At 64.4% G+C, this 12,949-nt stretch carries 14 protein-coding genes; 10 read left to right on the top strand and 4 right to left on the bottom strand.

What is annotated here, in order from left to right; genetic code table 11:
• The first annotated feature begins 82 nt into the window (after positions 1 to 82).
• The 5 genes from GV792_RS15770 to GV792_RS29075 all read left to right on the top strand — a co-directional run bounded on the left by GV792_RS15770 (position 83) and on the right by GV792_RS29075 (position 4,577).
• Positions 83 to 766, top strand: coding sequence for a class I SAM-dependent methyltransferase (locus GV792_RS15770; RefSeq protein WP_163824874.1), 684 nt, complete (start codon positions 83 to 85; stop codon positions 764 to 766).
• A gap of 235 nt (positions 767 to 1,001) precedes the next feature.
• A complete protein-coding gene (locus GV792_RS15765; protein ID WP_256671739.1) occupies positions 1,002 to 1,355 on the top strand; it encodes a hypothetical protein in 354 nt (117 codons plus the stop codon).
• Between the two features lie 22 nt (positions 1,356 to 1,377).
• Positions 1,378 to 1,719, top strand: a complete 342-nt coding sequence (locus tag GV792_RS15760) for a hypothetical protein (protein WP_163824873.1) — start codon at positions 1,378 to 1,380, stop codon at positions 1,717 to 1,719.
• Between the two features lie 76 nt (positions 1,720 to 1,795).
• Complete coding sequence (locus tag GV792_RS15755) at positions 1,796 to 2,107, top strand: hypothetical protein (protein WP_163824872.1); 312 nt, start codon at positions 1,796 to 1,798, stop codon at positions 2,105 to 2,107.
• A 91-nt stretch (positions 2,108 to 2,198) separates the two neighbouring features.
• Positions 2,199 to 4,577 (top strand): hypothetical protein, encoded by a 2,379-nt coding sequence (locus GV792_RS29075; RefSeq protein ID WP_175584417.1) that lies wholly within the window; start codon positions 2,199 to 2,201, stop codon positions 4,575 to 4,577.
• Between the two features lie 239 nt (positions 4,578 to 4,816).
• Here GV792_RS29075 and GV792_RS15745 read toward each other — a convergent pair whose 3' ends face one another.
• A complete protein-coding gene (locus GV792_RS15745; RefSeq protein WP_163824871.1) occupies positions 4,817 to 5,707 on the bottom strand; it encodes an oxidoreductase in 891 nt (296 codons plus the stop codon).
• Positions 5,708 to 5,801: 94 nt separating this feature from the next.
• Between GV792_RS15745 and GV792_RS15740 the strand changes: the two genes are divergently transcribed.
• Positions 5,802 to 6,365 (top strand): TetR/AcrR family transcriptional regulator, encoded by a 564-nt coding sequence (locus tag GV792_RS15740; protein WP_163824870.1) that lies wholly within the window; start codon positions 5,802 to 5,804, stop codon positions 6,363 to 6,365.
• Between the two features lie 156 nt (positions 6,366 to 6,521).
• Here GV792_RS15740 and GV792_RS15735 read toward each other — a convergent pair whose 3' ends face one another.
• Complete coding sequence (locus GV792_RS15735) at positions 6,522 to 7,262, bottom strand: SCO6745 family protein (protein ID WP_163825000.1); 741 nt, start codon at positions 7,260 to 7,262, stop codon at positions 6,522 to 6,524.
• A gap of 280 nt (positions 7,263 to 7,542) precedes the next feature.
• Here GV792_RS15735 and GV792_RS15730 point away from each other — a divergent pair, with 280 nt between their 5' ends.
• The 3 genes from GV792_RS15730 to GV792_RS15720 are packed head-to-tail and all read left to right on the top strand — an operon-like array spanning position 7,543 to position 9,511.
• Complete coding sequence (locus tag GV792_RS15730; protein WP_163824869.1) at positions 7,543 to 7,905, top strand: GntR family transcriptional regulator; 363 nt, start codon at positions 7,543 to 7,545, stop codon at positions 7,903 to 7,905.
• Entirely contained in the window at positions 7,902 to 8,819 is a 918-nt protein-coding gene (locus GV792_RS15725) for an ABC transporter ATP-binding protein (RefSeq protein ID WP_163824868.1), read from the top strand. Before GV792_RS15730 ends, GV792_RS15725 begins: the two co-directional genes overlap by 4 nt.
• Positions 8,819 to 9,511, top strand: coding sequence for an ABC transporter permease (locus tag GV792_RS15720; RefSeq protein ID WP_163824867.1), 693 nt, complete (start codon positions 8,819 to 8,821; stop codon positions 9,509 to 9,511). Before GV792_RS15725 ends, GV792_RS15720 begins: the two co-directional genes overlap by 1 nt.
• Before the next feature lie 237 nt (positions 9,512 to 9,748).
• Here GV792_RS15720 and GV792_RS15715 read toward each other — a convergent pair whose 3' ends face one another.
• Both GV792_RS15715 and GV792_RS15710 read right to left on the bottom strand, forming a co-directional pair.
• The gene (locus GV792_RS15715; protein ID WP_163824866.1) at positions 9,749 to 10,501 is read right to left on the bottom strand and encodes an SDR family NAD(P)-dependent oxidoreductase; all 753 of its coding nucleotides are present in this window, start codon (positions 10,499 to 10,501) and stop codon (positions 9,749 to 9,751) included.
• A gap of 169 nt (positions 10,502 to 10,670) precedes the next feature.
• Positions 10,671 to 12,869, bottom strand: a complete 2,199-nt coding sequence (locus GV792_RS15710; protein ID WP_375154466.1) for an elongation factor G-like protein EF-G2 — start codon at positions 12,867 to 12,869, stop codon at positions 10,671 to 10,673.
• On the opposite strand from GV792_RS15710, the gene GV792_RS30345 reads away from it, so the two are divergent.
• A partial coding sequence (locus tag GV792_RS30345) for a hypothetical protein (RefSeq protein ID WP_375154465.1) occupies positions 12,822 to 12,949 on the top strand: 128 nt, incomplete at its 3' end. The genes GV792_RS15710 and GV792_RS30345 overlap by 48 nt on opposite strands.

The raw sequence follows: 12,949 nt of genomic DNA, 5'->3' as shown, positions 1-12,949 counted from the left end.
ATCGGGTGGCTCTGTGCGGAAACGAACGGATCCGCACATTCTGATTCTGGCCGGAGTCGGCGGAAATTCCGACGATGGGCACATGTCAGGAAACAATCAGCACTCCAGCACCATGTTCATCAACGCCGAGGACACCGGCCTCGTCATCGCCAACCTTCGCCGCTACAACGCATTCACCGCCGTGTTCTTCCTCGGGCGCCACCATCGTCTGCTCCGCGAGCTGGCTGCGGCCACTGGCGCGCAGCCGGGGGACGAGGCTCTGGACATCGGTTGCGGGCCAGGCAAACTCGTCCGGCAGCTCGGCGCAGTGGTCGGTCCGACGGGCTCCACCACCGGAATAGACCCCTCCCGCAACGCCATCGAGCACAACCGCGCGACCGACCCGGCCCCGAACCACCACTACCAGCAGTCGACCGCCCAGCAGCTGGACCTGCCCGATGCCGAATTCGACGTGATCACTTGCACGTTCGTCATGCATCACATCCCCGAGCAACACCGCGCAACTTCCATTGACGAGATGTACCGCGTCTTGCGCCCCGGCGGCCGCCTCCTCCTCGCCGACGTCCACCCATCGCCGCGAATGCGTATGATCTTCGCGCGAATCCTGCGTCTGACAGGCCGCGCAGCGCACGCCGACCCCTTCGCCGACGTCGACATTCGCCACTACACCGACACCTTGCGCGCGGTGGGATTCCCCGAACCCCGGTTCCTGGTCAGCCGCTATTCGACCGGAATGCTGGTCGCAGTCAAGCCGATCGAAAGCTGAGCCCCTTCACACGGCGTGGAGGACGTCTGAGCTCTTCCCATCCCTGGCAAACACGCGCGCGTATGAAAAATTGAAGGGATACCACCGCGGGAGGAGGCAGTGTGCGGACCGAGCTCGGCGGCATCCGGCATGCGTGTTCGATCCATCTACCGATCGACAGCTCAGCCCGGGCTGCGGCGACGCCGCCGCCCGGCGACGTTGCTGCGGTCCGTCAACTGCCCCCTGTGTGGTGACGATGTCGGAGAACTGGGACTTCGGGATGCACCCCGACACGGAAGCCGCGCTCGAGGGCGGCCGTGCGGCGGTGCACGCCGTCGATGCGATGCTCGAACGGATCGACGATATTCGCGCCCGCCGCCCGTCGCCGTCCGGTCGTGTCATCCCGGAGGTCGATGGGCTGGGCCGGCTCACAGATCTCTACATCGCTCCGGGAACGATCGCGAACTCGGCCAATACTCAGGAACTCGTCGCCGACATCATGGCTGCCATCCGCGACAGCGCGACCGATGCCGCTCGTCAGCACCGGATCGCGTTGGAAGAGATGCGACCGCCGGAGAACCCCGGGTCGACAGCCACCGATTCGACCTGACCATCAGGAGGGGAGCCGATTGATGACACATGTGGACGAACTCGATGAGCACGATGCACCACCTGCTGAGCAGGCGGTCTACCACGAGGTATTCAATCCCGATTTTTCGGTGGGTGTCGCATGTGACCGTAGCGGCATGATCGTCGGCATTCACCTCGGGGACGAGGTGTGGGGAAGCAGCGACCACTGGGCGGCGGCCGAGATCGTGCGGGTTGCCCGCCTTGCCTATCTGAAGTCACGAGTCGGCCGCCGGGTAGAACTACTGGAGGCTGGTGTGCCGCCGTACACCGCCGATGCGCTGGGACTTCCGACGGAGGCCGAATTCCAACAGCAACTGAGAGATGAGTTCGGTCCGGGCTACTGATTCCGATCAGGGTGCAACCGACGTCGGCCCGACATTGCGACGGTCGCCCGGCACAGCAGAAGGAGAGTGTTCGTCGATGGTTCTGGACCATAATTCGCCCGAGATGCGTAAACAGGCCAATGCCGAGCGCGCGGCCGCAGAGCCCGCATACGCCCGTTCCGAGGGGGACCCCGACTGGGAGCGCGACTTCGAGGAGATGTTCGGCAAAGCGGCCAACAGGGCGCGCGGGCAGTGGATGCGGCGGATCCACGACCGCAAGGTCAATTACACCGGCATCGGGGACGATCGCAATACGGCGGGTGACTACTCCGATATTTCAGCCGCAAAATTCGATGACACGGATATCGACGGCGCTGGGAACGTGCGCCGTTCCGGGCCGAAGAAGTAACCGCGCCGCGTGTGCCGGCGTGTTTGAATCCAATCGACCGTTTCTGACTCGCGAGCAGTCCGGTACGACAGGTAGATAAAGGAGTTGTGCTGTGGCTGATAAAGATCCTGGCAAGATAACAGGGGGTGTCTTCAGGCCGGGTGATGAGCTCGGCGGGGACGATAAAGTTTGGCTGTACTCCGACAATAATAAGTATCGATTCGGCATAGAAGATGGCGACGCTGTTGTTCAAGAGGTTGAGACGGGCAAAGTTGTCAATAACCTCTCTGGCTCGAAGAGTGGCTATCGAATAGAGTTCGAGGAAGAAGGATTCTTTCAGAATGGCGCGAATAGACTCAATCTAATTGGTAAGAAATCAGAGGAAAAAACCAGCGAGGACGAAGCTGGTAATGAATACAAGTATACGGAACAGAAAGACATCAGAGTTTGGTCGACGGAGCCTGGAAATCAGGCGAAAGAGGGTGGGAAGGGCCCGGCCTATGACGGTGATTGGGATGACGATAGCGACAATAAACCCAACCATTTCTACCTGACGAATGATGGCCGAATCGTAGCAGCCAGGGGTGGGGTGCCCAAGAATTGGGACAAGTACGACCCAATGAGCGATTCAGGCGCGATCGCGGTCTGGGGTAAGCCTCATATGGGGATTGTCGCCGGGGCGAACCCCAAGGACCACCTGCTCGAGTTCAGGTTGCCGAAGGATGGTGAGAAGCCGTCACCGGCGTTGAAACACTGGGTCGGGTACATGAACCTCAAACTGAAACATATCGGCAGTCAGATGGGTTCGAAGAACCCTGAGATTCCTAAGTTTCTCGCAAATAAAAAGAACGACGTTTTCGATGAATCCTCGGTGAAACCTTTGGAGGGGGCGGGTCTCACCAACGAGGGATACAATAAGGCTAGCAAGGGTATTGAAAAGAAGTTCAATGAGGCTAAGGAGTACGATGAGAAGCTGAAGAAAATGGCGGAAAAGTTGACGAAAGACAACGCCGACACGTACAAGAAGATGTACCACAACGTCGAATCCGCGAACGATGCGATTACCAAGTCCCTCGCCACAGGTGTCAAAGGTGAGAAGGGTACTGGTGCCGCGGGTCTCCAGGACATAATGGAAGAATTCCCGCTATATCGCATCATGGGCGACTCCGTGCAGAAATGTATGGATCTGCTCGTCGCGTATGTCGACGAGTCGTCTGTGGACGATGACGGTTCGCCCAAGGGTAAGGACGGCAAGGACGGCGACGGCAAGGACGGCAAGGACGGGGACGGCAAGGACGGCAAGGACGGCAAGGACGGGGACGGCAAGGACGGCAAGGACGGGGACGGCAAGGACGGCAAGGACGGCGACGGCAAGGACGGCAAGGACGGCGACGGCAAGGACGGCGACGGCAAGGACGGCGACGGCAAGGGCAATACCGGTGGTGGCAATACCGGTGGTGGCAACACGGGTGGTGGCAATACCGGTGGTGGCAACACGGGTGGTGGCAATACCGGTGGTGGCAACACGGGTGGTGGCAACACGGGTGGTGGCAATACCGGTGGTGGCAATACCGGTGGTGGCAACACGGGCGGCGGCGGGACTCTGACCCCGACCCCGACGCCGACGCCGACGCCGACCACGCCGACGCCGACCACGCCGACGACTCCGCCGACGCCGACGCCGACCACGCCGACGACTCCGCCGACGCCGACGCCGACGCCGACCCCGACGACTCCGGCGACGCCGACGAACCCTGGTCCGCCGACAACTCTCCCAGCCCAGGTCACGCCACCGGCGCAAACGGCCCCGCCTGCATCACAGTTGCCGTACCATCCACCCGGTTTGGGCAATAGCGGTCCGCAGCCCGGGTTCGACCTGCCTGGACTCGGAAACGGTGGAGGTCCGGGCCTTGGCAACGGTCTGCCCGGCATCGAAGATGTCCTGCCGGGGATCGATGACCTCCTGCCCGGCCTCGACGGTGGACGAGACGCCCTTTTTCCCGGTGGCGGTGAGAACCCTGTGTTCGGGGACGGACGCAACGATGGCGGAATGGGCAATGGCGGCAACTGGATTTCACAACTCACCGACTCCATCAACCAGGGCGTTGGAAACTTCGATCCTGGCTCATGGCTGACGGACCTGCAGGACGGCCACGACCTTCCCGGCTCGGACCGCCGCCATGATCCTGCGCCTGGCGAGGGAGATTTTCACACTCAACAGGCGTCGTCTCCGGGCGGTGTCACTGCGCCGTCCGGCATTGGCACGCCCCCGGTGCTGGATGTCTCGGCGGCCACCGCTCAGATCGTCGACCGGATGTTCCCCGATGAGTCTCGCGATGAGCAGGCGCCACACGCAACGGGGTTGCCCGGCGCGAGGTTCGCGGCGCGACGCTCGGCGAACAATGATCCCGGCGAACGCGATGCACGAGATTCGACTGAGCCGGATGATGAGGCCGACCCAGGGCCTACCACTGATACGCAGTGGATTTGAGTTCGGGTGATCGCCAACCGGACACGGGTCACCGTTTGAGAACAACGCGTCGACCCGTGTCCAACTCCGACGTCGAGCTACTGCCCCAGCGCTACGGCATACTGGCCTCGGGTTTGGGGCTGAGGGGTGGACCCGACCCCCACGATGCTCGGGTCATTCTGGCTGGTCGGATGGTCGAGTTGGAGGCGGCCTCCGTCGGGTAATCGCCAGGAAACCCGAAGGGAGGTGATCGCCGGCTTTCAGAACCGATACCGCACGCCGGTCGCGCGCTCGGACGCATCCCAGAGCGCCGCCCCGAGTTCCGGATCGCGGGACCGTCGGCTGGCCCCGACGACGGTTGGATATCCCTGAATTTCGAACATCCCTGCGGGCCCGAAGTATTCACCTCCGGCGGCACATGGATCGGTCGAGGCTCGTAGTGTCGGCAGAGCTCCCATTGCGGGCGTCCTGCCGAACAGTCGAGCAACGGCAAGATTCACCACGCGAAATGTGGGGGAGGAGTAGCGGAATACTTCGGTGCTCGCCCCGCCGGGGTGCGCGGCGAGAGCGCACGCGGACGAATTGGCCAACCGGCGATCGAGCTCATGGCTGAACAATAGGTTGGCAAGCTTCGACTTCCCGTAAGCATTGCCACGGCGGTCCAGCGGATTCAGTGAGTCGACTCGCCCGAATCGATGGCCGATACTGCTGACGGTGACCACGCGGGCGCCGGGCACATCCGCGATCCGGTCCAGCAAGAGGCCGGTCAAGGCGAAGTGGCCGAGATGGTTAACGCCCAACTGGATCTCGAATCCGTCCTCGGTCTCGCCGGTCAGGCCGGTCACTCCAGCATTGTTGATCAACAGGTCGATGCGATCGAACTGTGCACCGATCTCCTCGGCGGCGTGACGAACCGATGCCAATGCCGTCAGGTCGAGTCGAACGGTCCGGACATCCGAACCGGGTATCGATTCTCTGATCGCGGTCGCCGCGAATTCGGCTCGATTGGCGTTTCGGCATGCGAGCACGACGGTCGCCCCTCGTTCGGCCAACGCGAGCGCTGTCTCGAAACCGATGCCGGTATTGGCGCCGGTAATCACCGCGGTCCGTCCGTGCTGCTCCGGAATGTCGGTCGTCGTCCATTGCTCCATACCGCCTCCTAATGTGAACGTGTGGTTCATAATAAAAGTGAACCACTAGTTCATGTTCGATGGCAAGTGGTCGGAGCGATAGGGTGACGTAGCTATGGCCGGACAACCGAAGCGCGTGGACGCGCAACGCAATCGCGAAGCGATCGTCGGCGCGGCACGGGAGTTGGTGCTCACGCGCGGGCCCGGAGTCGGCATGGACGAGATCGCGGGCGCGGCCGGCGTTGCCGTTGGAACGTTGTATCGGCATTTCCCCGCCAAGAAAGACCTGGTGGAGGCAATCGTTGCCGGCCTATCGGAGGTTGTGGGGGAGTCGCTCGACGCGGCCGGCTCGCGGGTGGCGGCAGGAACCAGCACCGCGATCGACGAGATCGTCGCGCTACTGCGCCGGGTGGTTCTGGAGATGGAGCAGGAACGACTGCTGCGCTTCGCAGTAGCGGATCTGGCTCAGGACTCGCTACGCGAGTTGCGTAATCGCGCGCGGAACTCCGTTGTCGGACTCGTCGAGACCGCGCATCGCGAGGGAGCGCTGTATGACGATATTTCCGTCGACGATGTGATTCTGCTGCTGGCTACCTCGCCAGTGGACGACTCGGGCCTGGATAGGGCGCGCTGGCTGACCCTGGCTCGGCGCGCGCTCGGTCCCGGTACGTCCGGCTGACATGTTGAAGAACTGGTTGGGCCTGGTTCGCTGGGCCCGCTGGTGAGCGACACCGCCCCTTCGTGGCAGGTGGGCGACACCGCCGATGTGTGCCGTCGGCCGGTTTTCGGGGCGGCGCGAGCCTCGCTCGGGTCGCCCCGAAAACCGGCTCGGTGGCTAGCGGGTGAAAACCGTCGCGTGGGCGGCAGTGAGTAGCGTGACGAGCTCGGCGGTATCGGCCTCGCCGAGCACGGCGAAAGCTGGGTCGATGAGCGTATCGGTCACGGCTTCGGCCTGCTTCCAGCGTTCGCGCACGTCGTCGGTGATCTCCTCGAATGGCTCGGGCCAGCCGTACCAGCGGGCTTGGTTGGGGCCGTCGTTGATGGGGGAGCCGGAGATCGGCACGGCCTGCTGCGGGGTGAGACCGGACGCGCGGACAGCGATCAGGTGTAGGCCGCCACGCAGTTCGCGCAGCACGTGCGTGAGTTGCAGAACGCGGGCCGGTGCGTCGTCGGGCAGCGGCATGGCCCGCCACCCTGCGAACAGCGGGATGCCCGCTGGATCAGCTGCCGCCGCAACGGTTTCGAGCAGTTCCGCGAGTCGGCCGGCCTCCTCGAACCCGACGAGCTTGCGCCGGCCGAACTCCTGGCAGACCCGTGCGTACCGTTCTGCCGCCTTCGCCGCGGGCATCGGCACCGACTCCCAGGCCTTGCGAATCGAATGGCGGGGGAAGAATCCGAACGCCGCGGTGACCACATCGGCATCGGTATCGCCGAGCACCCCGCCGCGGCCGCGGGTGTAGGGCCCGAAGAATTCCTCGACGCCGGTCTCCGCCGCGTATTCCTTTGCTTCCCTGGAGAACATGAATCCTCCACCGAGCTGCTGAATGTAGGGGTTCACCGCCGCGCCGACCGACATGCCGGGTTCCTTCCGCTGGACTGACATCAGCTGCCACCTTATTGGTTTTGTACGCCGTATGGAACACCCTGGCCGATTCTGTAACTCGGCGCTGGCGCTAGAGGCCCGGCCAATTCTGTGGCTGCGTGCCATGGCGAGCACGGCTGGGCTGTCCGGCACGCGATCTGCATGCATCGAAAGGGGCGGTGGGCGGCCGCCTTTTGTTTCGCTTGCGGCGTCTGCCGGGCACCTCTATGGTTAGTTACATGAGTAATGAACCACTCAACCGAGGAGGGTGATCGTGCTCGAAGACGGCAGGCCGCTCTTTCTGCAGATCGCGGAGATGATCGAGAACTCGATCGTTGACGGATCGCTGCCCGAAGAGTCCCAGGCACCATCGTCGAACGAGCTCGCCGCCTTCCATCGGATCAACCCGGCGACCGCGGCCAAAGGGCTGAATCAGCTGGTGGCGGACGGGATTCTGTACAAGAAACGAGGGATCGGAATGTTCGTCACAGCCGGTGCGCGCAATGCCCTGCGCCTGCGCCGACGGGAACGATTCGCCGAACTGTTCATCGATCCGCTGATCGCCGAGGCCGACAAGCTCGGCATGGGTATCGACGAACTCAAAGCCATGCTCGACCATCGAGAGAGGACGCGATGAGCGCCGCGACCATCGAACCGACCATGCTCGACACCGAAGTCGTCGCCTCCACGCGGGGGCTGACCATGCGGTTCGGATCCGTCACCGCACTCGAGGACGTCACTCTCGATCTGCGCGAGAACACCATCTACGGCCTGCTCGGCCGCAACGGTGCGGGCAAAACCACCCTCATGCAGGTCATGACGGGCCAGGCGTTCCAGACCGTCGGCGAGGTGCGCGTGTTCGGGCACACCCCGCACGAGAACACCGAAGTACTACGCGGCGTGTCGTTCATCAAGGAGAGCCAGGCGTATCCGAACGACTACAAGGTCAAGCACGTGCTGGCCGCAGCCCGCAACCTGCTGCGCGATTGGGATGAGGATTTCGCACGAGAGTTGTTGCGCGACTTCGATCTACCGACCGAACGCAAGGTCAAGAAGCTGTCTCGCGGTATGACCTCCGCGCTCGGCGTCATCATCGGCCTCGCCTCGCGTGCCCCGCTCACCTTCTTCGACGAACCGTATCTGGGTTTGGATGCCGTCGCCCGCCAGCTGTTCTACGACAGGCTGCTTGCCGACTACGCCGAACATCCGCGCACCGTCGTCCTGTCCACCCACCTCATCGATGAGGTCGCCGACCTGCTCGAACACGTGCTGCTGATCGACAAGGGCCGCCTCGTGGTCGACTCCGCCGCCGACGATCTGCGCGACACCGCGATGACCGTCTCCGGCCCACTCGCCGACGTCGACTCGTTCCTCGGCGGTCGGCCCGAACTGCGCCGCGAATCCCTTGGCAACCAGGCCAGGGTGATGCTGCGCATCCAGGACAGGGCCGACGATATCGCCCACGCCAAATCGCTCGGACTGCTCATCGAGCCAGTGTCGTTGCAGCAGCTGATCGTCGAAACCACCAACCTGCGTGGAAAGGACCAGTAATGCTGCGCCGTGCCTTATCCGTCTCGCGAATCCACACTGTCGCCTGGCCGCTGCTCGTCGCGTGGCCGGTCGGCATCCTCGTGGTGGCGTTTCTGATCCCGTGGGTGATCTTCCTGCTGGTCGATGCCGGCGAGGACAATGTCACCGGCAGTGTGTCCGCTGTTCTCGGCGTCAGTCTGGCGTTCTATGCGGGTGCGATGACCCAGACCTTCCCATTCGCTCTCGGCATGAGCGTCACCCGCCGCGACTATTTCGCCGCCACGCTGCTGGTCGCCGCGGTGCAGATCGTCGGCACCGGAGTGCTGTTGTGGGGGCTCGGGCTGATCGAGGAAGCGACCGACGGCTGGGGCGTGAAGATGGTCATGTTCGATATCCCTGGCCAGTTCACTGCCAACCCGGCCATCCAGCTCGGCACCTATCTGGCCATGCTCGCTCTGATCGCCGGGACCGGGCTGGTGATGGGCGCGCTCTATCAGCGGTGGCGCGTCACCGGCGTGTACTCCTTGCTTGCGGCGCTGCTGATCGGGTTCGGGCTGGCGGCGATCGTGATCACCTGGCAGAGCTGGTGGCCCGAGGTCGGTCGCTGGTTCGCCGACAGCCCGCGTGTGGTGCCGATGGTGCTGCTTCCCGGAGTGCTGGCGGCCGTGAGTACGGCCGGAGCGTGGGCGGCGCTTCGACGGTCGACGGTGTAGTGGATTGCTGAGCGAGCCTCGTCCGGACCTACCTGGCGAGGCTCGCGATGTTCAGGACGCGGCGGCTGTCGGTCGATGAGCGCGCCGCACGACAGCTGAGGGACCGCACCCGGTCTGCCGGGTGCGGCGGGCAAGCGAATGGCCGGCGCCTTCGGCGTTGACTGGCCGAATGGGCTGAACAGACGCGGGTCGATCACCCCAGAGTGTCGACGGCGACTTGGAGTGGGCCGATGGCTGTCAGTCGACGAGGGCTCCGCACGACAGGTTGAGGACCGCTCCCGTCATCGCCCCCGCACTGTCGGAGGCGGCGTAGACCGCGGTGTGCGCGACCTCGGCGAGGCGAGGAAGCCTCCCGAGCCGAGTGTCGCCGATCAATGGATCGAGAACAGAGTCTTCCTCCGCCAGCTCGGGCATCGTTTCGGGGGTGAAGTTGGCGCGAATGCAGACGACCCGAACGCCCTCCGGTCCGAGTTCGCCTGCGAGACTGCGGTTGAGCGCTTCGATCCCGGCGCAAGCAACATTGAATCCGCCCATCCGGTGCCGGGATTCACCGGCCGCGGTGGCCGACAGCAGCACGATGACACCGCTTCCCTGCACAGACATCTGCCGAGCCGCCGTGGTTGTGGTGATGAAATGCGAGCGGGCCGCGCCGACGATGGGAGACATGAAGTCCTCCAGCGTGATATCCACCAGCGGCACATCCTGCACCGCGTCCATCCCCACCGCATTGAAGGAAATGTCGAGCGAGCCCGCCTCTTCGACCATGGCTTCGGCGTGCGCCCCGATGCCCGCCTGATCGAACACGTCGACTACAGCGACTTCGGCTCGACCGCCGCCCGCCGCGATCTCCGCCGCGACCACCTCGAGGCTCGCCCGCGTCCGCCCGACCAGATACACCCGAGCCCCCGCCTCCGCGAACGCCCGCGCCACGGCACCGCCCATTTGCCCCGCCGCTCCGTACACCACCGCATTCTTGCCATCGAGTCGCATATTGATGCAGACGGGGCAGGGGCCCGAGAATCATCGCCGTGCCGGAGATGGCCACCCGTGGCGCGGCAGGCACAGTCGACAGCGCGAGATCACGTGCCGAAGACCACCGTCTGTGTGCCCGACGCCGAGCGGCGAAGCAGGATCAGCGACGGACGGATCGGTAGTGGTTCTAGGCCGACACGGATTCGTTCCGAACTCGTTCGGCCAGTTGGGCGGGCATGGGATCGTGACGAAGATAGTCGCGGCTGAAATGCGCGACACCATGCGTGAGTGAACGCAGATCAATCGCATACCGGGTGAGTTCCAGCTCCGGGACCTCAGCACGGATCAGGGTTCGCCCGGTCTCGGCCGGTTCGGTGCCGAGGATGCGTGCGCGACGCACCGACAGGTCCGTGAGCGCGGCGCCGAGATAGTCATCGGGCACCTTGACCCGAACTTCCGCAATGGGTTCCAGCAGATCGATCCGGCTCCCGGACGCCGCCTCCCGCAACGCGAGAGCACCGGCGGTCTGGAACGCCGCGTCGGAGGAATCGACCGAATGCGCCTTCCCGTCCAGCAGCGTGACCCGCACGTCGACCAGCGGATAGCCCGTCGCCACCCCGCGCGCGGCCTGCGCGCGCACACCCTTCTCGACCGAGGTGATGAACTGCCGCGGCACCGCCCCGCCGACCACCTTGTCGACGAACTCGATCCCGGACCCCTCCGGCAGCGGCTCCACCTCCACCTCGCACACCGCATACTGGCCGTGTCCGCCGGACTGCTTCACATGCCTGCCGCGCCCGCCCGCTTTGCCCGCGAAGGTTTCCCGCAGCGCAACCTTGTGATCCTCCACATCGACCTGGACCCCGAACCGGGTGCGCAACCGCTCCAACGCGACGTCGCGGTGCGCCTCACCCAGGCACCACAGCACCAGCTGGTGAGTGCGGTCGTTGTTCTCCACCCGAATGGCGGGATCTTCGGCGACGAGCCGGGACAGGCTCTGCGACAGCTTGTCCTCATCGGCCTTGCTGTGCGCGCGAATGGCGATGGGCAGCAACGGTTCCGGCATCTGCCACGGTTCGATCAGCAACGGGGAACCCGTGCCGGACAGGGTATCGCCGGTTTCGGCGTGCCCGAGTTTGGTCACGTAGGCGATATCGCCCGCGACGGCCTCACCGAGCGGGCGCTGCTGTTTACCGAACGGCGCCGTCACGCCACCGACGCGTTCGTCGGCATCGTGGTCGGTGCCGGAACCGTGACCACAGATATGGACGGTGTCGTCGGCATGCAGCGTCCCCGAGAACACCCGCACCAGCGATACCCGGCCGACATATGGGTCCGACGACGTCCGGATGACCTCCGCCGCCAGTTCTCCGGACGGATCACAGTGCAGGGGAGTGGGTTTCGAGCCGTTCGCCAAATGCACTGCCGACACCTCGTGTTCGGCGGGCGTGGGGAAACCGGCGGTCATGAGTTCGAGCATCTCGAGCGTGCCAAGTCCTTGCATCCCTTCCTCGGCTGCGGGGGCCGCGAACAGCACCGGATGGAAACTGCCACGCACCACCGCCCGCTCCAGGTCGGTTACCAGCGTGCTGAGCTCGATCGTTTCACCGCCCAGATACCGCTCCATCAGGGTTTCGTCTTCGCTCTCGGCGATGATGCCCTCGATCAACCGATCCCTGGCGGACTCGATCAGCTCCAGATCCTCGGCCGTCGGCTCCTTCCAGGTGCGCTCACCGGTCGAGTAGTCGGCGACTTTCTGCTCCAGCAACTCCACCAACCCGGTCGCAGGCCGATGCCCATCCGCACTCGCGGGCCCGTACACCGGTAGATGCAGCGGCAGCACATTCTCCGCCGACCCGCCGCCGAGCAGCGCCTGACAGGTTCGCGTCATCTCGTCGAAGTCGGCGCGCGCCGTATCCAGATGCGTCAGCACGATCGCGCGCGGCATCCCGACACTGGCGCATTCCTCCCACAACGCCCTGGTCGACCCGGCAATCCCCTCGACCCCTTCGGCCGCCGACACCACGAACAACGCCGCATCCGCCGCCCGCAAACCCGCACGCAGCTCACCGACGAAATCCGCATACCCGGGCGTATCGATCAGATTGATCTTCACCCCACCCCACTGCACCGGCACCACAGACAACTGCACCGACCGGTGCTGACGTTGCTCGATCTCGTCGTAATCCGACAGCGACGTCCCGTCCTCCACCCGCCCCGCCCGATACCGGACCGATACGGCGGCGCCGAGAGCTGCACGGACCGAATCGTGGACGTGAACACCGCACTGGTGGGAAGCTCGTTGTAACCGCGTGTCGATTCCCGAGGACGGTGAGTCATGGTGGACAGAGCGAATGGGGTGGGGCGGCCGGAGGCCATCCGGAATGTGGTGTTGGTCGGGGGTAGCGGGTCGGGGAAGACGACGTTGGTGGAGGCGTTGGCGCTGGCCACCGGGTCGGTGAACCG

Source organism: Nocardia cyriacigeorgica (assembly GCF_010868145.1).
In the GTDB taxonomy this organism is placed as follows: Bacteria; Actinomycetota; Actinomycetes; order Mycobacteriales; family Mycobacteriaceae; genus Nocardia; species Nocardia cyriacigeorgica_D.
Note: the sequence above shows the minus strand (reverse complement) of the source record. Positions and strands in the feature narration are given on the sequence as shown.